Raw genomic sequence first — 24,753 nt, forward strand, 5'->3', positions numbered from 1 at the left:
ATGCAAACAGCCGCACATCAGACCAGCGCCGGCGCCTTTGGTGAACTCGATGCACTGGCGCGCCGCCTGCTGGCGAGCCAGCTCCAGGCGCTGGGACTTGGCCATGCCGAGGACCTGCAACACCTGGCCACTCGCCACGGCCCTGTCACGCCGGCTTACCTGCAGCGGTGGCTGGCCGAGAGCCTCAAGTATGTGACCGGTGTCGAAACCGCCGACGCCGTGGCCCTGTGGCAACAGTGGGATGAAGCTTTGTCCGGATGGCGCCAGGACCCGGACCTGGCGCCCAGGGCGTTGTTGCTCGACGCCTGCCTCAAGGGTTTGCCGGGGGTGCTGCGCGGCGAACAGAGCGCCCCCGGCCTGCTGTTTCCCGATGGCTCGATGTCCCTGGTGGAAGGGGTCTACAAGCACAACCGGGTTGCCGACTATTTCAATCAGGTGCTGATCGAGGCGGTGCTGGCCTATATCGAAAGCCGCCCGGCGGACGCCGGACCGCTGCGCATCCTGGAAATCGGCGCCGGCACCGGCGGCACCAGTGCCGGCCTGCTGGCGGCGCTGGCACCCTGGCGTTCGCAGATGGGCGAATACTGCTACACCGATCTGTCACGGGCGTTTCTGCAACACGGCAGCGACCAGTTCGCTGCCCAGCATCCGTTCCTGCACACCCGTCTGTTCGATGTCTCGCGCCCTTGCGCCGAACAGGGAATCGATACCGATCACTACCACCTGGTGGTGGCGACCAATGTGCTGCACGCCACCCCCGACATCCGCCAGACCTTGCGCAATGCCAAGGCCCTGCTTTGCAAGGGCGGTTTGCTGATGCTCAACGAAATCAGCGAGGCGTCGTTGTTCACCCACCTGAGCTTCGGCCTGCTCGAAGGCTGGTGGCTGTATCGCGATGGCCCTCTGCGGCTGCCCGGTTGCCCTGGATTGTCGCCGGCGGGGTGGCAGGCGGTGCTGGAGCAAGAGGGATTCAGCCCGGTGCTGTTCCCGGCCCGGCAGGCCCATGCCCAGGGCCAGCAAATCATCCTCGCCGAGAGCGACGGCATCGTCCGTCAGCCGGTCGTCGGCCAGCAGCGGCCGGTGCCGGCGACGACTGACGCCCGCGCGCCCCGGGAAACCTTCAGCCCAGGCCCGGATCAGAGCAGCGCGGACGCTTGGCGGCGTCGGGTCGCCGATTTCCTGCGCCATCTGGTCAGCGCCACGCTGAAGATCCCGGCCGACAAGATGAGCCTGTCGCGGCCACTGGAAGACTATGGCCTGGACTCGATTCTGGTGGTGCGGCTGACCCATGCCTTCAGTGAGCACTTTGCCGCCGTGGACAGCGCACTGTTTTTTGAAGTCCCGACCCTGGCGGCGCTGACCGAGCACTTTATCCAGCAGCGTGGCGAAGAACTTCAGCGGCTGTTGGGCCAGCCCGAGGCCGAACAGCCCGCGCCGCAGGCACCCGCCAGCACACCGCACAGCAGCGCCAAGGCCCGGGAGCAGGGCGCGGGCGGCTCTATCGCGATTATCGGTCTCGACGGCCGCTATCCAGGGGCGCAATCGATGAGCGACTTGTGGCGCAATCTGGCGGGCGGTCATTGCGCCATTGGCGAAATCCCCGAAGAACGCTGGGACTGGCAGCGCTATTTCTCGGCCGAGAAGGGGCAGCCCGGGCACCTTTACACGCGCTGGGGCGGCTTCATCGAGGGCATCGATCAGTTTGATGCGGCGTTTTTCCGCATTTCGCGCACCGAAGCCGAACGGATGGACCCCCAGGAGCGGTTGTTCCTGCAAGTCGCCTACCACAGCATCGAAGACGCAGGCTACAACCCGGCAACCTTGCATCAACAGGGCGAGGTCGGGGTGTTTGTCGGCGTCATGAACGGCAGCTACAACCCCATCAGCAATTACTGGTCGATTGCCAACCGGGTGTCTTATCAGCTGGATCTGCAGGGCCCGAGCCTGGCGCTCGACAGTGCCTGCTCGTCATCGCTGACCGCCATCCACCTGGCTGTCGAGAGCCTGATCAGCGGCAGCTGCGATCTGGCCATCGCCGGGGGCATCAACCTGATCGTCAACCCGCAGCACTACCTCGGCCTGTGCGAAATGATGATGCTGTCGCGCGGCGAACACTGCCGGGCCTTTGCCGATGATGCCGACGGCTTTGTCGACGCCGAAGGTGTGGGTGCGGTGCTGCTCAAGCCGCTGGAGCGGGCCCTGGCCGATGGCGACCGGATCTACGCGGTGATTCGTGGCGGGGCGATCAACGCCGGTGGCAAGACCAACGGCTACACCGTCCCCAGCGCCGGGGCTCAACAGCGTGTGCTGGAAAAAGCCCTGGCGCGGGCGGAGGTCAATGCCCGGCAGATCAGCTACATCGAGGCCCATGGCACCGGCACCGCGCTGGGCGATCCGATTGAGATCAGCGGCCTGAGCCGGGTCTTTGCCAGCAGCGATGGCGCTTCCTGCGCCATTGGCTCGATCAAAAGCAATATCGGTCACTGCGAAAGTGCCGCCGGCATCGCTGGCCTGAGCAAGGTGCTGCTGCAATTGCAGCACCGCCAGTTGGTGCCGTCGCTGCATGCGGCACAGCCCAACCCGAAGATCGATTTCGCCCACAGCCCGTTTCGCCTGCAACAGCAACTGGCGCCCTGGAGCACCCAGGGCGAGCCCCGTATTGCGGCGATTTCCTCGTTCGGCGCCGGTGGTGCCAATGCGTCGCTGATCGTTGAAGAACACCTCGCCAGCCCCGACTCGCGCCCGGCCATGCCCGGCCCCTGGCTGATCCTGCTGTCGGCCCGCGACCAGCAGCGCCTGACGCAAGCGGTGACGCGCTTGCAGGACTTTCTCGCCACGCAAGACGCACAACAGGTGGCCCTGGCCGATCTGGCGTGGACCCTGCAAGTCGGCCGCGAAGCCATGGCCGAACGTTTGGCGCTGCAGGTCGATTCGCTCGCCGAGCTGCAGCGTCGGCTGGCGCAGTGGCTGGCAGGCGAAACCCAAGAGCAGGTGTTCCAGGGGCACAGCGACCCCTATGACGAGACACTGGAGGAGCCGGGCACGCAGCTGATCGAGCAATGGTTGCAGCACCAGCAACTGCGCGAACTGGCCGCGGCGTGGGTCGCAGGCGCAGTCGTCGATTGGCCCAGGCTCTACCGACACGACGCCTACCGGCGCCCGCTGCGGATCAGCCTGCCGGGTTATCCCTTTGCCCGAAACAGCTACTGGATGCCCGGGCTGGCACATCCGCCCGCCCATGAGGTCCGCAGTGCAGAACCCTCGGACCAAGATCTGAACGGCTGCTGCTACCTGCCTCGCTGGCAGGCGCAAAGTGCCGACGAACAGGCTCAGGCGCCAGGCACCGGCGCGGTGCTGCTGGTCACGCTGGGTGAGTCTGCCGCTGCCAGCGAGGGGCTGTTGGCGGCGCTGACCGAGCACTATCAGGACCGCCGCCAGGTGCTGCGGATCGATTGCACCCTGGGCACTACGGCGCAACTGGCGGCGGACCACTGGCGCTGCAGTGCTGCTGATCCGGCGGGCTGGGCAACGATTCTGGCGGCACTGGGCCCGGTGGCGCAGTTGCTGGTGATCAGCGGGCAAAGCGCCGACGAGCTGTCGCCGGCGGCGCTCGCCGACAGCCTGCAACACCACGAGTTGCCGCTGCTGCGGCTGTTCAAGGCGTTGCCGAGCCAAATGCCAGCGGGTCACGGCATCGACTGTTTCCTGTTGTCGTTTGGCCGCTACGCCTTTGCCGGGGCGCCACAACGGGGCAATCCGCTGGGCGCGGGCATGGCCGGCCTGGGGTATGCGTTGGCCCAGAGCGAGCACCGGGTGCACCTGCGCAACCTGGACCTCAACCGCGACGAGCTGGAAACCCCGGACAGCCGCCAACGCCTGCTGGCACAGATCCTCGCCGAGCCGGCGTCCCAGCGCGGCGAACCGATCAAGCTCAGCCGGGGCGAGCGCTTTGTCCAGCAGTTGATTCCGTTGGCGCTGCCGGCGAACCGCGGCAGTGCCTCGGCGCTGCAACACAACGGGGTCTATCTGATTCTCGGCGGCAGCGGTGTGATCGGTCAGGTGATCAGCCGTCAGTTGATCGAGCACTATCAGGCCCGGGTGATCTGGCTCGGGCGCAAGGCCGCCGACAGTCCGCAACTGCAGCAGAGCCTGGGGCACGAGCAGTGGCGCGGTCGGGTCGATTACCTGCAGGTCGATGGCACCGACCTGGTGCAATTGCAGCAGGCCGTGGCCCTGGTCAATCAGCGCTATGGACGCATCAATGGTGCGGTGTTTTGCGCCATGGTCTTCGACTTCGAGAACAGCATCCAACACAGCAGCGAGGCGCAGTTTCAGCACATTCTCGAGATCAAGAGCCGTGGCAGCCTGAATTTCTATCAGGCGCTGGCCGGGCAGGCGCTGGATTTTCTCTGCTATTTCTCCTCCGGGCAGGGCTTTGCCTTTTCCGGCGCGGCCAAGCTCTCGGCCTATGCCTGTGGCATCACCTTTGCCGACGCCTTTGCCGAGGCCATTGGCCCGCGCGCGCGCTTTCCGGTGGGGGTGATCAACTGGGGGTTCTGGCGCGCCTCGCTGCAGGCGCAGGCGGTCAGCGAGCACCTGGATGCCCTGGATGATGACCAGGGTTTTACCTGTTTCAGCCGTTTTGTCGCGCATTTGGCCGGCAGCTCGCTGCGCCGCTTGCTGTGCATCAAGGCCTCGCCGGCCGTGCGTCAGTTGATGGCCGTGCCCGAAGGCCTGCAAGGGCGCCTGGAGCCCGGAGCGCTGGCCAGTGCCAGGTTGCCGGGGGTCGAACTGCAGCCTGCCGAGCATGAGCGCTTGCAGCAGCTGTTTGACCCGCAAATGCTCGATCAATCGATTGCCGTGCTGCTGTTGGTCCAGTTGCAGACCCTGGGGATCTTCACCAGCCCCGAGGTGCAGAGCGCCGAGCTCTGGCGCCAGCAGGCGGGTATCGGCGAGCGCTACCGCCGCTGGTGGCAGGAATGCCTGGCGATTCTGCTGGAGCACGGCTACCTGCGCCAGCAAGGCCAAGGCCTTGGGGTGGCCACGCCGATTGCCCGCTCACGGCACGCGGCGATCCTCGCGGCCTGGAAAACCCAGTGCGAGCACTACCTGGCGGACCCCGAGCGCCGGGCTCAAGTGACCCTGGTCGACGCGTGCCTGATGCACCTGCCGCAGATCCTGACGGGGCAGATCCAGGCCACGGACCTGCTGTTTCCGGACGGCTCGATGGACCAGGTCGAGGGCATCTACAAGCACAACAGCCTGTCGGACTTTTTCAACGCGCAACTGGCCTCGCGGGTCAGCGCACAGGTGCAACGGCTGGTCGCAGCCGAACCCGGGCGGCCGCTGCGCATCCTGGAAATCGGCGCGGGCACCGGTGGCACCACAGCCCCCTTGCTGGCCACGCTGGAACCTTGGGCCGAGCACCTGGGTGAATACTGTTACAGCGATCTTTCCCACGCCTTCCTGCAGCACGGGCACGCCAGCTTCGCCGCCGGCCGGCCTTACTTCACCACGCAAATCCTCGACATCAGCCAGCCCCCCGGCAACCGCCAGGGGTATGACATTGTCGTGGCCACCAATGTGCTGCACGCCACCGCGAACATGCGCCACACCCTGGCCCATGTCCGTTCGTTGTTGCGCAGCGGCGGCCTGCTGGCGTTGAACGAACTGAACCGCAAGACCTGCGCCGCCACCGTGACCTTCGGCCTGCTCGATGGCTGGTGGCTGTACGAGGACCCCGGGGTGCGCATCCCCGGCTCGCCACTGATCGCCGAGCAGACCTGGCTTGAGTTGCTGTGGAGCAGCGGCTTTGAACAGGTCGATCTGCATCTGCCGGAACCACTCGCCCTGGGCCAGCAGATCATCACCGCCCATGGCGACGCCCTGACCCTGCACAGCGTTGCGCCACCGCTGCCGAGTACCGCCGCAGAAGACAAGGAGTCTGGATTGAACGAGCATCCTGTAAGCGCGACAGCCACTGCAGCACCTGTTGCCGACAGATTGCAGCAGGTGATCATCCAGGCCCTGGCCCGGACCCTCAAGGCCGATGAGCAGAGCATCGGCCTGCGTACGCCGTTTTCCGACTACGGCGTCGACTCGATTCTCGGGGTCGGCTTCATCAAACAGCTGGGCCAGCAGCTGCAGATCAAGCTCAACAGCGCGCTGCTGTTCGAGCACGCCACCGTGAGCAAGCTCCAGCATTACCTGCAACAGGCCCACGGCCCGCAGATCGCGCAGGCGCTGGCGGCAATCCCGAACAGTGAGGCGAGCAGCGAACAGGCAGGGGAGGCGCCAGCCGTCCCGCCAGCCGTACCGAGCAACCCGGTACTGGCCGCAGCACTGGCGGGCAATCAACCCGCGAGCCAGCCCGGGCGCAGCGGACTCGGTGCGATTGCCGTGATCGGCATGGCCGGGCAGTTTCCCGGCGCCGCTGACGTCGACGCCCTGTGGGACAACCTGCTGGCCGGACAGCACAGCGTCCAGGCGCTGGGGCCGGACTACCTGCAACCCGAGGCCTACAGCGCCGACCGGCAGCCGGGCAAGAGCTATTGCAATCGCGCCGGCATCCTCAAGGACCGCGACTGCTTCGATCCGCTGTTCTTCAACCTCACGCCCCACGAAGCCGAATCCATGACGCCCCATCAGCGCCTGGTGCTGCAGGAAAGCTGGAAGGCGCTGGAAGATGCCGGGTACAACCCGATGACACTGGCGGGGCAGGCGGTCAGCCTGTACGTCGGTGCCGAGCCCGGTGGCTATCACCATGACTCCTTTACCGGCAGCTCCGAGGCCATCATCGCCTCGCGACTGTCCTACTTCCTCGACCTCAAGGGCCCGGCCATGGTGGTCAACACCGGCTGCTCGTCCTCGGCGGTGGCGATCCACCAGGCCTGTGAAAGCCTGCGCCACGGTGAAAGCCGCATGGCCCTGGCAGGCGGGGTCTATGCATTGCTGGACCAACGGGGGCTGATCAGCCTGTCGGCCATCGACATGCTCAGCCCCAGCGGCCAGTGCCACGCCTTCGATGCCGCCGCCGACGGCACGGTGATTTCCGAGGGGGTCGCCATGGTCGTGCTCAAGCGCCTGGAAGACGCCGAAGCCGAGGGCGACCCGATCTACGCGGTCATCGAGGCCTCGGGAGTCAACCAGGACGGGGTCAGCAATGGCATCACCGCGCCCAACGGCGATGCACAAGAGCAACTGCTGCGCGACACCTGGCGCAGGTTTGGTGTCGACCCCGGGCACATCAGCTATGTCGAAGCCCATGGCACCGGCACCCGCCTGGGGGACCCGGTCGAGGCCAATGCGTTGATCCGGGCGTTCCGCGGTTTCACCGACGCCCAGGGCTACTGCGTGCTGGGCAGCGCCAAGGCCAACCTCGGCCATGCCGCCGCCGCAGCCGGTGTGATCGGCCTGATCAAGGTGCTGCTGTCGATCCGCCACCGCACCTTGCCGGCCATGCCGGGGTTTGAGCGGATCAACCCGCTGATCGAGCTCGAACACTCACCGTTCTACATCAACCGCCAAGCACAGGCCTGGCAAGCCAGTGGCGGCCAGCGACGGGTCGCGGCGCTCAATTCCTTTGGCCATAGCGGCACCAACGCACACCTGGTGATTGCCGAATACCCGGAGCTGCCGCCCCCTGTGCCCAGTACCGCAGCAGACGTTGTCAGCCGGGTCATAGTGCTGTCGGCCAAAACCGTCGAAAGCCTGGGCGACAACGTCCGCGCCCTGGCGCGCTGGCTTGACAGGAGCGAAGCGCCACTGAGCCATATTGCCTTTACCTTGCAGACCGCCAGGGAACCGATGGCGGTGAGGGCCGCATTGGTCGTCAGCGACCTGGACCAGTTGCGCACGCAACTGACCCGGCTGGCCAACGGCGACACCCCGGCGATGGCCAGCGACGACAGCGGGCGATTGGCTCGGGACTGGCTTGCCGGCGGCTCTATTGACTGGGCGGCCCTGTGGCCGGCCGGTTCGGCCCGGCGTATTCATCTGCCGGGGTACCAGTTTGCCAAGGAGCGCTACTGGGCCGAACAGACGCCGACTCCCCTGGTCCAGCCCGCCGTGGCGCAGCGGCTGGAGTCGCCTGCCACCGGGCTGTTTCTGGCGCGTCCGGTGTGGCAGGAGCCGCTCAGTAGCGGCGCTGATGCAAGTGCTGAGCTGGGCCAGTCTTTGCTGCTGTGGGTCGGCTTCAACGACGCCCAAGTGGCACAGTTGCAAGCCCTGAGCGCCGCCGCAGGCGTCAGCGGCGAGGTGCTGGCGTGCGCCAACAGCGGCCCGGCAGCCTGTTATCAGGCGCTGGCGATTGCGCTGCTGCAGCGTTTGCAGGCCCTCAAGGGCCGGGTTCACCTGGAGCTGATGATCGCCGAACAAACACCGGAGGACCGTCTGTACGCCGGCCTCGAAGGCCTGCTCAAAAGCGCCTGCCTGGAACAACCGGCCCTCAGTGCCAGGTGCCTGCTGGTCAACACCGAGGACGAGCAGCCGTTGGCGGCCGCGCAACTGGCCCTGTTGCCTGGGCTACTGGGTGCCCGCCGTCTGCGCGCCCGCTCGGTGTTGCAGCGCCTCGACCTGCAAGGCCAGCACCAGGAACTGCAGTGGCAAGAGCTGGCGGACGATGTCGCCGCCGGTCGCACAAGCGATCGCCCCCTATGGAAAGACCGCGGGGTGTACCTGATTACCGGCGGCGCGGGTGGCCTGGGGCTGATCTTTGCCCGGACGATTGCCGAGCAATGCCGGGATGTCACCCTGATTCTGGTTGGCCGCTCGCACCTTGATTCACGCCAGCAGGCGCAGTTGCAGGCCATTCGCGACCTGGGCGCCGCGGTGGTTTACCAGCCACTGGACCTGACCGACGGCCAAGGGCTGGAGCGGCTGATCGCACAGATCTGCACGGCCCACGGAGGCCTCGATGGCGTGCTGCACGCCGCCGGGATCAACCGCGATCGGCTGCTGGCCCAGAAAACCCCGCAGGACGTGGTGGAGGTGTTTGCCGCCAAAGTGCTAGGCACCGATCTGCTGGACCGCGCCTGCCGCCGGTTGTACCTGGACTTTTTCGTGCTGTTTTCATCCTGTTCGGCGGTGCTTGGCAGCGTCGGGCAGGCCGATTACGCCGCGGCCAACGCGTTCATCGATCAGTTTGCCGAGCTGCGCAACCTGCACGTCGAGCAGGGCCTGCGCTTCGGCCACACGCTGTCGCTCAACTTTCCCCTCTGGCGCGATGGCGGCATGCAGATCAGCGGCGCCGACCAGGCGCACATCCGCCAACAGACCGGCATGGCGCCGATGCAGTCGGTGCATGGCATCCAGGCGTTGCAACTGGGGCTAAGCGTCGGCCTGGCGCGGCTGTTGGTGATCGAAGGGGATCTGGCGCAGATTCGTGGTCAGTTTGGCGCTGCTGAGCCGGTCGAAGCACCACCGGCGCCTGGCTTGCCCGGGGTGACGGTTGACCCTGCGCAGCTGTCGGCGGCGGTTCTGGAACGCCTCAAGGCGGTGTTCTGCGCCGTCACCAAGCTGCCGCCGGCCCGGGTCGAATGCGACGCCCCGCTGGAGCATTACGGCATCGACTCGATCATGATCATTCGCCTCAACCGAGCGCTGGAGGAGCGGTTCTCGGCGATGACGCAGTTGCGTCCGGCCGAGCGCCTGTTGTCGAAAACGCTGTTTTTCGAGTACCCCAGCCTCGACGCCCTGAGCGCCTACCTGGTGGCCGAACATCAGCGTGCCTGCCTGATATGGAGCGGCCTGGCCGAGGAGGCGCCAATCGCGGCGCCGGCCGTTGGCCAGGCCAGCCCAGTGCCTGCGTCGATGGCCATGGCCGCCGCCGAACCCATCGCCATCATCGGCATCAGCGGGCGTTATCCCCAGGCCGCCAACCTCGACGAATACTGGCGCAACCTCAAGGCGGGGCGCGACAGCATCACCGAGATCGCGCCGCAGCGCTGGCCGCTTGAAGGCTTCTACGTGGACTCGGTCGCTGAGGCTCTGAAGCAGGCTCGCAGCTACAGCAAGTGGGGCGGTCTTATCGACGGTTTTGCCGATTTCGATCCGCTGTTCTTCAATATCTCGCCCCGTGAGGCGGTCAACATGGACCCCCAGGAGCGGCTGTTCCTGCAGTCCTGCTGGCAGTCCCTGGAAGATGCCGGGATCACCAAGGCGGATCTGGCGACGAAGTATCAGGGCAATGTCGGGGTCTTTGCCGGGATCACCAAGACCGGTTACGGCCTGTACGGGCCGGCGCTGCGCGAGCAGGGGCAACTGGTCTTTCCGCGCACCTCGTTCGGCTCCACCGCCAATCGGGTTTCCTACGTTCTGGACCTCAACGGACCGAGCGAGCCGGTGGACACCATGTGTTCGTCGTCGTTGACCGCGCTGCACCGGGCCTGTGAAAGCCTGCGCCGCGGCGAGTGCCGCATGGCCTTTGCCGGCGGCGTCAATCTGTACCTGCACCCCTCCAATTACGTTGAGTTGAGCGCCGGGCAGATGCTTTCCAAGGATGGTCGCTGCCGCAGCTTCGGTGAAGGCGGCAATGGCTTCGTGCCGGGCGAGGGCGTCGGCTCCTTATTGCTCAAGCCCTTGTCCCAGGCCCTGGCGGACCGCGACAACATCCACGGGGTGATCCGCGCCGTGGCGGTCAATCATGGCGGTAAAACCAACGGTTACACCGTGCCCAACCCCCAGGCCCAGGCCAAGGTGATCCGCCTGGCCATCGATCAGGCCGGGCTCGACGCCAGCCAGATCAGCTACATCGAAGCCCATGGCACCGGCACCGAGCTGGGCGACCCGATTGAAGTCAGCGGCCTGACCCAGGCTTTTGCCCTTGACCATGTAGCCCTGGGCCACTGCGCGCTGGGTTCGGTCAAGGCCAACATTGGCCATCTGGAGGCTGCTGCCGGGATCGCCGGGGTCAGCAAGGTGATTCTGCAGCTCAAGCATCGGCAACTGGTGCCAAGCCTGCACGCGGCCACCCTCAACCCCAACCTGCGGCTGGACGCCACTCCGTTTTACCTGCAGCAGACCCTGGACGATTGGCATCCGGCCAACGCCGGACCGCGGATCGCCGGGGTCTCATCCTTCGGTGCTGGCGGCGCCAACGCCCATGTGCTGCTCCAGGAACACGACGAATACCGGCCGATGCCGCACGCCAGTGACGCCGAAGTGATCCTGCTTTCCGCCCGCGACGCGGACCGCCTGCGGGACTACGCCCAGGCCCTGCTGGCCTATATAGAGGCACGTCCGGGGCTGTCGGGTGCCGACCTGGCAAACCTGGCGTACACCCTGCAGCAGGGTCGGGAAATGATGGCGGCGCGGCTTGGACTGATCGTTGATAGTGTCGCCACGCTGGCGACCCGGCTGCGCCGCTTTATCGACCAGGACACCACGGCGGATGCCGATTTTCATCGCGGCGACCTGCAGGGCAAGCGCCCGGCGGCCCAGGCCGATGCCGAAGCGGCCACGCAGGTCAGGCAGTGGGTCGAGAGCGGCCAGTTGCACCAGTTGCTGCAGTCGTGGGTCAAGGGCGCGGTCATCGACTGGTCGCTGCTGCAGGCCCGGCGCAGCGGAGCGCTGCCGTACCGGATCAGTGCGCCGGTCTACCCCTTTGCCCGGGAAAGGTACTGGTTGCCGGCTGTGCAGCCTGGGGCCAGCGCGGTCACGCATACGCCAGCGGCCCCGGCGCCGGCTGCCGCAGCCAGTGATGGCCTGAGCTACCTGGCGCGCTGGCAGGCCGTGGAGCAGGGCGCTGAAGCGTCGAGCGTCGAGCCCGCGCCTGTGCAACAGCGCTGCGTGCTGATTGTCGCCGAGGCTGCGCTGCGGCCGGTGGCGGAGGCGATCACCGCGAACTACCTGCTCAGCGCCGGTTTTGCCACCGGCGCCGGCCGGGTGATACGCCTGGAACCGGGCAGGCACACGGCCTGTCTGGCAGCGGATCACTGGGCGCTGGATGCCACTGATCCGCAAGCGCTGGAGCAATGCCTGGGGGCGGTGCCGGCCATCGATTGCCTGTATTTCTTCGCTGGCCACGCCGCGGCCGCCGACTGGCAAGCGCAGCTCGACAGCCCGCAGAACCACGAAATCCTGCTGCTGCGCTTGATCAAATGGCTCAAGCAGCACAGCCCTTGCCAGGCCATCGACAGTTACATCATCAGCCAGGACAACTTCGACATCAGTGGCGAGGCGGTGAGTGCCATGGGGGGCGGCCTGACGGGCATGGCCTATGCGATTGCCCAGGGCGAACACCGGTTCCGGGTGCGCAACCTGGATGTCGCCAGCCGCGAGCTGGCCGACAGCCGACGCCGCCCGCGCTTGTTGCACCAGTTGCAGAGTGAGGCCGGGTTGGCTCGGGGAGAGGTGTTGGCCCTGCGGGACGGCAAGGCCTATCGCCAGCGCCTTTTCAGGTTGAGCTGGCAAGCGCAACCCTCGGCAGTCGACGGCGGTTTTGTCACCCCGGCGCTCAAGCAGGGGGGCGTCTATGTGATTCTCGGCGGCAGCGGCACGGTGGGCAGCATTATCAGTCGTTATCTGCTGGCCGATTATCAGGCCCGGGTCATCTGGCTCGGCCGCAGCAGCGCCGACGACCCCAAGGTGCAGCAGCGGCTCGCCAGCTGTGTGCAACGGGCTCAGGGCAGCGTGCAGCCGTCGCAGTTGCACTACCTGCAAGCCGACGCCAACGATCCGGCCTCGCTGCAACGGGCCGTGGCCTGGATCAAACAGCACCATGGGGCGATCAACGGGGCGATTTTCTCCGCCGTGGTGTTCAACCATGAAGACCCGATCACCCGCATCCCCGAGGCGCAGTTCGACGCCATCCTGCAGGTGAAAAGCCGGGGCGGCATCGAGTTCTACCGGGCCCTGGCCGATGAACCGCTGGATTTCATGTGCTACTTCTCCTCCGGGCAGAGCTTTGCCTTCTCGGGTGCGGCGCGGCTGGGCGCCTATGCCGCGGGCATCACCTTCGGCGACACCCTGGTGCGCAGCCTGCGACAACAGGCGGCGTTCCCGGTGGGGGCGATCAATTGGGGGTTTTGGCTGTCATCGCTGACCGAACAACAGGCCGCGGACCCGACGGCGCAACCCATGAGCCGCCACGCCGGGGCTCTGCAGGACCGCGAGGGTTTCGAGTGCTTTGCCCGCTTTATCGATGCCCTGAGCCAGGGCCAGCTCGATCAGTTGCTGTGCATGGCCGCTTCGGCGCCGGTCCAGCAGTTGATGCAGTTGCAACCTGAGCCCATCGTCCTGGGCCAGAGCGCCGGGCACGCGGTGGACGACGGCTTCGAGCGTTATCGCCAGGCGGCGGCGCCGTTGCTTGCGGCCCATGACCCGGCGCCGTTTGACCGTGCCATGGCGGCCATGACCCTGGTGCAGCTGTGTCGCATGGGCCTGTTCAGCCAGCCGGGGCAGTTCGCCGACAGTGACGGGCTGCGGCGCCAGGCCGGTATCGGCGAGCAGTACGCTCGCTGGTGGGCCACCAGTCTGGAAATGCTGCAACAGCAGGGACTGCTGGAACGCCGTGGCACGCAGGTCGCACTGACCGCGCCGGTGGATCTGCAGGCACTGGAGCAGCACTGGTGCCAGCTCAGGGATCAGTTGCTCGCCGAGCCACAACGCAAGGCCCAGGTGGAACTGGTCGATGCTTGCCTGCAACAGCTGCCGGCCATACTCGGCGCACGGACCCAGGCCACCGACGTGATGTTCCCCCAGGGTTCGATGCACAAAGTCGAAGGGGTTTATCGTCACAACGCCTTGTCCGACTACTTCAATCAGGTGGTCGCCGGGGTGGTGCAACAGCACCTGGAGGGGCTGTCGATCCGTGAACCGCAACGGCAGATCCGCATTCTGGAAATCGGTGCGGGCACCGGCGGCACCAGTTCCATCGTGCTGCCGGCGCTGCAGCCCTGGCGCGAACGGATGGCTGAATATTGCTACAGCGACATCTCCCAGGCGTTCCTGATGTACGCCAGGAACACTTACGGTGCGGCCAACCCGTTCCTCACTTATCAGCTGTGGAACGTCGAACAGCCGCCGCAGGCCCAAGGCCTGGAACTGGGCGGCTATGACATCGTGATTGCCGCCAATGTGCTGCACGCCACCGGCAGCATTCGTCGCACCCTGGCCCATGCCGCGGCATTGCTGCGGCGCGACGGCATCGTGCTGCTCAATGAAATCAGTGACCGGTCGCTGTTCGCTCACCTGACGTTCGGTTTGCTCAAGGGCTGGTGGCTGTACGAAGACCCCGAACTGCGCATCCCCGGCACCCCGGCCCTGTACCCGCAGAGCTGGGTCCGGGTGCTGGGCGAGAGCGGTTTCCACAGCGTGGCCTTTCCGGCGCAATGCGCCCACGGCCTTGGCCAGCAGATCGTCGTGGCGCAGCGCAACGGCGTGGCCCCGGCGGCGCTGTTCGTGCCCGACGAAAAGCCCCAGCGCCAGCCCCAACCTGTGCCGCTTGCCACACGGCCACTGGCCGCGACTGTGGCCTCCGAGCCCCTGCCATCGGCGCCTGCAGCCAATGGCGGCGGCCGCGGGGCGCTGACCGCGTTGGCGCTGGACGGCCTGGCCAAGACCCTGCAGCTGGAACCGGGGCGGATTCAGGTGGATCAGCCGTTTGCCGACTACGGCATCGATTCGATCCTGGGCGTGAGCTTTGTCAGCCACATCGGCGCGGCCCTGGGCATCGAGCTCAACACCGCCTTGCTGTTCGACTACCCATCGCTGGAGAGCCTGGTGGATTACCTGCTCGCTCAATACCCGGCGCAGTGCGCGGCCTTGGGCGGTGATGCCGCGCCAGCGGCGGCAAGCGAACCGGCGCCATCGGTGGGGCAACTGGAAGCGGCCTTTCTCTGCGGAGAACTGGCCATCGATGAATTGCTGCAACTGGTCAACCACAGCACTAGCGCACACCACGACGCAGCCCAGGCTACGGCCGGTAAAGGACAATCATGAGCAGCCAAGCATTTCACTCCATCATCGCCCGGCTGCAACAGCGCCAGATCAGCGCTGAACAGGCCCGGCAACTGCTGCAACAGCTCAAGGCCCGCGCCGAAACCAGCACCGAGGCCCGCGCCGAAACACCTGCGACGGTGCCGCCGCAGCTGCACGACGACATTGCCGTGATCGGCATGTCGGGGCAGTTTCCCGGCGCCGAGAACGTCGAACGCTTCTGGCACAACCTGAGCACCGGCGCCGATGGCGTGGTCGAGTTGGGCGAGCGTTACCTGGACCTGCAACGCAGCTATTCGGCCGAGCGCCAGCCCGGCAAGACCTACTGCAAATGGGGCGGTGTGCTGGCCGAACGCGACGACTTCGACCCGCTGTTCTTCAACATCTCGCCCCGGGATGCGGAGTCGATGAACCCCCATCAGCGGCTGATCCTGCAGGAGAGCTGGAAGGCCCTGGAAGACGCCGGCTACAACCCGAAAAGCTTTCGCGACCAGGCGGTGGGCATCTTTGTCGGGGCGGAGCCGACCGGCTATTTCCACGAAACCTTCATCGGCGCCTCCGACGCGATCATTGCCTCGCGGCTGTCCTACTTCCTGGATTTCAAGGGGCCGGCGCTGGTGGTCAACACCGGTTGCTCATCCTCGGCCACGGCCATCCACCTGGCCTGTGAAAGCCTGCGCAACCAGCAAGCCGATCTGGCCCTGGCCGGAGGGGTCTTCGCCACCCTGGGCGAACCCGGGCTGATCAGCCTGGCGCAAATGGACATGCTTTCGCCCACCGGGCGCTGCCATACCTTCGATCAGCGCAGCGACGGCATTGTGCTGTCCGAGGCGGTGGGCATGGTGACCCTCAAGCGTCTTTCCCAGGCCCTGGCCGATGGCGACCCGATCTACGGGGTGATTTGCGCCTCGGGAATGAACCAGGACGGTGCCAGCAACGGCATAACCGCCCCCAGTGGCCAGGCCCAGGAGCGCTTGATCTGCGAGCTGTATCGGCGTTTTGCCATCGATCCCCGGCAGATCAGCTACGTCGAGGCCCATGGCACCGGCACGCCCCTGGGTGATCCGGTGGAGGTCAATGCCCTGGTCCGGGCGTTCCGTCAGTTCACCACCGACACCGGCTATTGCGCCCTGGGCAGCGCCAAGGCGCACATCGGCCATGCGTCGGCGGCGGCCGGGGTGGTCAGCCTGATCAAGATCCTGCTGTCGATGAAGCATGGCCAGTTGCCGGGGCTGCTGAATTTCCAGCAGCTCAACCCGCGGATCGAACTGGCGGGCTCGGCGTTCCATATCCACCCCGAGCCCCGGGAATGGCTGGCCGAGGCGCCGAAAATGGCGGCGCTCAACTCCTTTGGCCACAGCGGCACCAACGTGCACATGGTCATCCGACAAGCCCCTAAGCCTGCGGCCGCGCCGCTCGGCCACGAGCCGCGCCTGTGCCTGCTGCCGTTGTCGGCACGCACCGCCGACAGCCTCAAGCGCTATGCCCGGCGTGTGCGCCAGGCCCTGCGAGATCCGGCGCTGCGCCTGGTGGATCTGGCGTACACCCTGCAAACCGGGCGGCAGGCCCAGGCCCACCGCTTGATCATCCTCTGCTCGGACAAGGAGCAACTGCGCCAGCAACTCAATGACTGGCTGGACGGCCACGCCTCCCGCGACGTCTATTGCGGGCAGATCGACACCGCAGAGGGGGGCGACATCGAGCTGCCGGACAGCGCCGAGCCACAGCGCCTGCAAGCCCTGGCTCAAGCCTGGGCCGCGGGAGGCAAGCTCGACTGGGACAGCTTCAATCGCCAACACCGGGGCGACGCCCGCCGAGTGCACGTGCCGGTCTATCCCTTTGCCCGGCAGAATTTCTGGATAGCGCCGGCGCAACGGGGCGCGGCGGCGGGCACGGTCAGCGCCGAGGGCTCTTGCGTCCCGCGCCAGTTGCATCCATTCCTGGCGCGCAACACCTCGGACCTGCAGCGTCAGCGCTTTACCAGCCGCTTTGATGGCGAGGAGTTTTTCCTCAAGCAGCACGTGGTGGGCGGGCAACGGATTTTCCCTGGTGTCGCCCATCTGGAAATGGCCCGGGCGGCGGTGGCGATGGCCACGCCAGGGCAACAGCCAACCCTGACTCAGGTGGTGTGGCTGCGGCCCTTGATCGTCGGCGCCCAGCCGCGCCAGGTGGATATCGAACTGATCCAGGATGAGGACGGGGCGATCCGCTTCGAGATCTCCAGCCGCGAACTCGATCCGCTCACCGGACAAGCCACTGCAGAGGCGTTGCTGCACAGCCAGGGCCTGGCCGCTTTCACTTCGCCGCCAGCCCGGCAGGTGGATCTGGCGGCGCTCAAGGCGCGGATGAACGGCGGCCAGTTGAGCGCCGAGCAGTGTTACGAGGCCTACCGGGCCATGAGCTTTGCCCACGGCCCGGCCTATCAGGGCCTGGAGTCGGTGCACCTCGGGCAGGGTGAAGTGCTGGCGCAACTGCGATTGCCCGCCTGTCAGCGCGATGGTTTTGAGGACTATGTGCTGCATCCGTCGCTCATGGACTCGGCGCTGCAAGCGGCCATCGCCCTGAGTCTGGGGGCCGACGTGGTGCTGAGTGAGGACCAGCGGCAGCACTTGCCGCCGTTGACCCGACCAACCCTGCCGTTTGCCCTGGAAGGCTTGCAGATTTTGCAACCCTGCAGCGAACGGATGTGGGCTCGGGTCAGCTACGCCGAACGCCGCAACGATCAGCAGGCCGATAGCGGTTTGCAGCGTCTGAACATCGAGCTGTTCGATGCCCAAGGCACGCTCTGCGTCTTGATGCAGGGCTTTACTTCAAGGGTGCTGAGCGCCCCGAGCGAAGCACCAGGCGCCGAGCCTGAGTTGCTGGAAACCCTGTTGTTCCAGCCCCAGTGGCTGGAGCAGGCGGCTCCGACGCTGCCCGCGCCGATCCGTGCCCAGCGCCTGATCCTGCTCAGTGGCTTTGATCCGCAGTTGGCCGCCCAGGTGCAGCAGCAACTGAGCACCCAGGACGGCGCTTGCCAGTGCACGGTGCTGGAGGCTCCCGATCAGGACTGCGCGGTGGACTATCAACAGCTGGCCCTGGCGCTGTTGCAGCAGATCCGCGGGCTGCTGGCCGGCGGTGGCGGACGCCGCCTGCTCCAGCTGGCGGTGCATAACCCGTGCGGCGAGCGGATGAGCGGCGGCCTGGCGGCAATGCTGCGCAGCTTGCAGCTAGAGGCGCCGCAGGTGCGCGGCCAACTGATCGAGCTGGATCAACCATCGTCACTGGCACAACGGCTGGCGGAAAATATCGCCGCCGGCGATGTCGCCATCCGCTACCGGGAAGGCCGGCGCCAGGTTCAGTGCTGGCGGCCATGCCCGCCGGTCGACCTGGCGATCGACGCGCCGTGGAAGGACCGCGGGGTGTACCTGATTACCGGTGGCCTCGGCGGCCTCGGCCGGCTGTTTGCCCAGGCCATCGCTGCCCGTGTCAGCGACGCCACGCTGATTCTCACCGGCCGCTCGGCGTTGGCCGCAGACGGCTTGGCCGGGATTGATGCGGGCCGCAACCGGGTTCACTACCAGTCGCTGGATGTCAGCGACGCCCAGGCGGTACAGCGGTTGATCGACGGGATTGTCGCCGAGCACCACGGCCTCGACGGCGTGCTGCACTGCGCCGGGGTGATCCGCGACAGCCTGCTGATCAACAAGCAGGATGACGAACTGCGCCAGGTGCTGGCGGCCAAGGTCGCCGGCAGCCGCAACCTGGACCTTGCCAGCGCTGGGCTGGCGCTGGATTTCTGGATCTGCTTTTCCTCCGGGACCGGTGTCGTCGGCAACGTCGGCCAGGCGGACTACGCGGCCGCCAACGCCTTTGTCGATCACTACGCCGCTTACCGCCAACAGCTCACCGCCCAGGGCCTGCGCCAGGGCCAGAGCCTGGCGATCAACTGGCCGCTGTGGAAAGAGGGCGGCATGCAGGTCGATGCCGCCACCGCGCAGCACATGGCCCAGAGCACCGGCATGGTGGCCATGCCGAGCAACGCCGGGATTCACGCCTTGCGCCAGTGCGTGGCGCTGGCCTTGCCCCAGGTGCTGGTGATGCACGGCCGGCGCGAGCCGATGACCGCGCTGGTCAACGCGGCCACCGCCGCGGCAATGCCGGAGCCACAGCCACAAGCGCTCTCAGCGCAGTCGGCATCGTTGTCGGCTGCAGCGCAGCATGTGGCGCCGCTGACTGAAGCCTTGCAGCGGGCGCTGATCGAACAGGTGTCGGCGCAGATGAAGATTCCCGCTGGCGATATCCGTCTGGATGTCGAGTTCAGCCAATACGGCTTCGACTCGATCAGCCTGACCACCCTGGCCAATACCCTGAAACAGCAATGGCGACTCAACCTGGCGCCGACGATCTTTTTTGAACACGCCACAGTCGGCCGTTTCTGCGCGTACCTGGAGCGCGAGCATCAGGCGGCGCTGGCTCCACGATTCGCGCCGCAGGCCAGCGCAGCGCCAGCCGCCGCGGCCCAGCCCCGGCAGCAAGCGCTGCCAACGATGGCCCCGGGGCCAGGGGACGGCGTCAGCGGAGTCAGGCAAACGCCACCGGCAAACCGCATCGATGACGAGATCGCGGTGATCGGTATCAGTGGCCGCTTTCCCATGGCCGAGGACGTCGAGCAGTTTTTCCATAACCTCAAGGACGGGCGCGACTGCATCAGCGAGATTCCCGCCAACCGTTGGGACTGGCGCGAGTACTACGGCGATCCCCATCGCGAAGTCGACAAGACCAACGTCAAGTGGGGCGGTTTCATCCACGGCGTCGATCACTTCGACCCGCTGTTCTTCGCCATTTCGCCACGGGAAGCGCAGTTGATGGACCCGCAGCAGCGGCTGCTGATGACCTATGTCTGGCTGGCCATTGAAGACGCGGGCTACGCCAGCGCCGATCTGGCGGGCAGTGACACCGGGATCTTCGTCGGCACCGGCGTGACCGGCTACAGCAGCCTGATTGCCAAGGCCGGGATACCGGTGGAGGGCTACAGCGCCACGGCGATGGTGCCTTCGGTCGGCCCCAACCGCATGAGCTTCCTGCTGGATTTTCACGGCCCGAGCGAGCCCGTGGAAACCGCCTGTTCCTCGTCCCTGGTGGCGATCCACCGCGCCGTTCAGGCGATCCACAGTGGCGACTGCGCCATGGCGGTGGTCGGTGGGGTCAACACCCTGATCGCCCCCGAGGCGCAAATCAGCTTCAGCAAGGCCGGGATGTTGGCCCTGGATGGGCGCAGCAAGACCTTTTCGGCCCAGGCCAACGGCTATGCCCGTGGCGAAGGCGTGGGGATGATCGTGCTGAAAAAACGGGCCCAGGCCGAGGCCGATGGCGACAACATCTACGCGCTGATCCGCAGCACCGCGGAAAACCACGGCGGCAAGGCCAACTCACTGACGGCGCCCAACCCGCGGGCCCAGGCCGAGCTGTTGAAGTCGGCCTACCGCAAGGCCGGCGTCGATCCGCGCAGCGTCGGCTACATCGAGGCCCATGGCACCGGCACCGAGTTGGGCGACCCGATTGAAATCAACGGCCTGAAAATGGCCTTCCGCGAACTCAACCAAGAGCTGGACAACGAGGCGTTGGCGCAGGGCTACTGCGGCGTAGGCTCGGTGAAGTCGAACATGGGGCACCTGGAGCTGGCGGCCGGGATCGCCGGGGTGATCAAGGTGCTGTTGCAACTCAAGCACAAGACCCTGTTCAAGAGCCTGCATTGTGAACAGCTCAACCCTTACATCGAACTCGACAACAGCCCGTTTTACGTGGTGCAGCACAATCGTCCATGGGCGGCCATCCAGGACCGCCAGGGCAACCAACTGCCGCGGCGGGCGGGGGTCAGCTCCTTCGGTTTTGGCGGTGCCAATGCCCATGTCCTGCTGGAGGAGTACCGCGCACCGCAGGTGGAGCGCCCGCTGCTGGCAACCGGCGCGCGGGCCTTTGTGCTGTCGGCCAGAACCCCGGAGCGGCTGCGTGAGGCTGCCCGCCGCCTGGCAGCGTTCATCGGCGCACGAGCGCATCAGGAGCCGCTCGAAAGCCAGGCCTACCTCGATGATCTGGCTTATACCCTGCAAGTGGGCCGCGACGCGATGCAGGAGCGGGTGGCGCTGTTGAGCGATTCCCTGAGCGATCTGCAACGCCAGCTCGATGACTTTGCGGCGACTGGCAAAGCCCTGTATCGCGGCGTCTCCGAGAGCGACAACCCGGCGCTGGCTCTGTTTCGCCAGGACGAAGACATGGCCGGTGCACTGGCGGCCTGGATCGACAAACGCAAGTACCCCAAGTTGCTGGAACTGTGGGTGCAGGGCCTGCAGATCGACTGGCGTCAGCTCTATCCAAGCAATCGCCCGCTGCGGCGCCTGAGTCTGCCGGGCTATCCCTTCGCCCAGGAGCGCCACTGGGTCACAGACCTGGCCGGCGCTGCAGTGCCCGGCCGTGGGGCGCCGGCGGCGTGGCTGCACCCGATGCTTGAGCGCAACACCTCGGACTTCTACCAGCAGCGTTTCAGCAGCCGCTGGCAGGGCGACGAGGGCTGGTTCGTCGACCATCGGGTCAACCAGTGCAACACCATGCCCGGCGTCGGCTATCTGGAAATGGCCCGGGCCGCCGTGGAGCGCTCGCTGGATCGGCAGGCAGCGCAGAGCGGCACGCTGCAATTGAACAACGTCGTCTGGTTGACGCCCTATACGCCGACAGCGGAGCACAGCGAGCTGCATGTCGCACTGACACTGGAGCAGCACAAGATCGACTTCAGGATTTACTCGGACGCCGAGGGCGGGGTGCTTGAACACTGCAAGGGCAGTGCCCAGGTGATTGCCGCAGCCCAGGTGCCCGCGCTGGATCTGGCCACGCTGTGCGCGGCGCCCTGGCAGCGCAGCCTGGAAGCGCACGAGCTGTATCCGCTGTTTGCGGCGATGGGCATTGACTACGGCCCTGGCCATCGCGGTGTGTCCCAGCTGTGGTTGGGCGAGGGCAGGGTGCTGGCCCGCCTGGAGCTGGCGGCAGAGGGTTTTGCGGGGGATTGGGTGTTGCATCCGGGCATGCTCGATTCGGCGGTCCAGGCCTCCATCGGTCTGTTGCAAGACCACCAGGGCACAGGCCAGACGCTGCTGCCTTTCGCCCTTGAGCACGTGCAGGTGTTTGCCCGGTGCCAAGCGCAGATGTGGGCACTGATCAGCCTCGACAGCCGTCACCCGGGCAGCGCGGTGCAGCGGATCGACATCCAACTGTGCGACGCCCAGGGCCAGGTGGCCGTGGCGCTGCGCGGTTTCAGTTCCCGGCCCATGCGCGATGGCCGCGGACAGCCGCTGGCGCAGGACAGCGAGGCCGTACTGCCGGCAGGCTTGAGCCTGCTGGCCCCGCAATGGCTGATCGCCGACAGCCCGGCCAAGCTGATGCAAGCCTTGCCGACGCTGGCCATTGGTGCGTCCAGTGATCAGCGCGACTGGCTGGCCGGGCTGCATCCACAGATTCAGTTCATGCCGACCCAGGCGTCCACCCTTGAGGCGCTCAGTGCTCAACTGGCCGCTTGTGCACCGTTCCAGCGCCTGATCTGGCTGGCTCCGGCGCAGCAGAGCACGCTGATGCTGTTCCGCTTGATCAAGGCCCTGCTGCAGTCGGGGTTTGCGCAACAGGCCTTGCAGCTGCAACTGATCTTCAACACCAGTGTTGCCGTGCACCGCGATGAACCCCTGGCGCCGGAACAGGCCGCCTGCCACGGGCTGGCCGGATCCCTGGCCAAGGAGCAAACGCTGTGGCGGGTGGAACTGATGGACCTGCCGGCCCACGGCCAGGCACTGCCACAGACGCTGCCTGAGCCCGAAGTGGCCGGGGAATGCCTGGCCTGGCGTGACGGCCAATGGTTCTGCCAACGCTTGCTGCCACTGGCCGAGCGCGAGCCGGTCGAAGAGGGCGCCGTGCAGTACCGCGAAGGTGGCGTGTATGTGGTGATCGGCGGCGCCGGAGGCATTGGCCAAGTGTGGACCCGGCATCTGATCAGCCATTGGCGGGCCCGGGTGGTCTGGCTCGGTCGCCGCACCGCTGACGACAGGATCAAGCACTCATTGGAGCAACTGGCACGGTTGGCCCGGCAACACAACGCCGCGCCGCCGCTGTACATCCAGGCCGACGCCACGGACATCGGGCAATTGACCCAGGCCCGGCAGCGTGTGCTCGAGGCCTGCGGGCCGATCAATGGCTGGGTGCATTCGGCCCTGGTACTGGACGATGGACGTCTGGCGCAGATGGACGAAGCGCAGTTCAGCGCGGTGTTCGATGCCAAGCGCCTGAGCAGCAGCGCCCTGGCGCAGGTCTGTGCCGCGGCGGACAACCCGGCGCTGGATTTCGTGCTGTTTTTCTCATCCATGATCGCCTTCAGCCGCGCTGCCGGTCAGAGCAACTACGCCGCCGGCTGCGCCTTTACCGATGCCTTGGCAGCCCAGCTCAGGCAGCGCGGCGGCTGCCCGGTCAAGGTCATCAACTGGGGTTATTGGGGGTCCGTGGGGGTGGTGGCCGATCCGGGCTACCGGGCGCTCATGACCGCCCAGGGCCTGGGTTCCATCGAGCCCCAGGAAGGCATGGCGGCGCTGCAGCGGTTGCTGGCCAGCCCCTTGCCGCAATTGGGGCTGGTCAAGTTGCTGGAGCCCCGGGCGATTGCCGGCATCAACGGCCACTGGCAGCTCGATTGCTACCCGGCGCAAGCTGAACTGGCGGGCGCCGACTGGGTGCAGGTTGCCCAGGGCGCGGGCCCGGCGCCGCAACATCATCCGGCGGCCAACGAGATGAACCGGCTGTTGCTGGCTCACATCTTCGCCTGCCTCGGCGCCCTGGCCGCCGGCGGGCCGCTGACCGAGCAACGGATCGCAGCCGATCCGGCGGTGGCGGCCAATCTGCGGGCCCAGCCGTTCTATCGCCGCTGGCTGCGCGAAAGTCTGGATTGGTTGGTGCAAAACGCTGATATCGATGAGCAGGGGCGGTTGTTGTCGGCCCTGCCTGATCAGGTGGCGTTGTCGGCGCAATGGCAGCTGGCCAGTGAACAATGGTGCCAAGACGCCGACCTGCAGGCGCAAGTGCAACTGCTGCAGACCTTTGTCCGGGCATTGCCGGGCATTCTGCGCGGTGAGCAGTTGGCTACCGCAGTGATGTTCCCCAACGGCTCGATGGACCTGGTGGAGGGCATCTACAAAAACAATCGGGTCTGCGATTACTTCAATGCCGTGCTGGGCCAGGTGGTCGTCGACGTCGCCCGCCGTCAGGCCGCTAACGGCCAGCCGCTGCGGATTCTGGAAATCGGCGCCGGCACCGGCGGCACCACTGCGGGGCTGATAAACAGCCTGGGCCCGTGGCAGCAGGGCATTGCCGAATACTGCTACACCGACCTGTCCCAGGCGTTCCTGAACCATGCCCAAACGCATTTCGCGCCGCGGGCGCCTTACCTGCGCACGGCGATTTTCGATGTGGGCAAACCCTGCGCCGAGCAAGGCATCCGCCTGCAGCACTATGACGTGGTGATCGCCACCAATGTGCTGCACGCCACCCCCGACCTGCGGCGCACCCTGCAAAACGCCAAGACCGCGCTGCGCCGGGGCGGGCTGCTGGTGCTCAATGAAATCAGCGACCGTTCGCTGTTCACCCACCTGACGTTCGGCCTGCTCGAAGGCTGGTGGCTGCACAACGACACGGCGCTGCGCATTCCCGGCTGCCCTGGTGTGTACCCCGAGCGTTGGCGGCAACTGCTGCTGGACCAAGGTTTTGAGGACCTTGCCTTTCCGGCCTCGGCCAGCCATTCCCTGGGCCAGC

General features: G+C 66.4%; 2 protein-coding genes (1 of these 2 cut by a window edge). Both read left to right on the forward strand.

The window, feature by feature from the left end; all coding sequences use genetic code 11:
• Complete coding sequence (locus J5M73_RS06520; RefSeq protein WP_243433680.1) at positions 1–14,940, forward strand: SDR family NAD(P)-dependent oxidoreductase; 14,940 nt, start codon at positions 1–3, stop codon at positions 14,938–14,940.
• A protein-coding gene (locus tag J5M73_RS06525; RefSeq protein WP_207815149.1) for an SDR family NAD(P)-dependent oxidoreductase crosses the window boundary here: on the forward strand, positions 14,937–24,753 show its 5' portion. It continues 2,330 nt past the right edge of the window; the window shows 9,817 of its 12,147 coding nt (coding positions 1–9,817); the start codon lies at positions 14,937–14,939; its stop codon lies off the right edge, out of view. Before J5M73_RS06520 ends, J5M73_RS06525 begins: the two co-directional genes overlap by 4 nt.

Source organism: Pseudomonas sp. 50_B, assembly GCF_017491625.1.
Taxonomy (GTDB): Bacteria; Pseudomonadota; Gammaproteobacteria; order Pseudomonadales; family Pseudomonadaceae; genus Aquipseudomonas; species Aquipseudomonas danubii.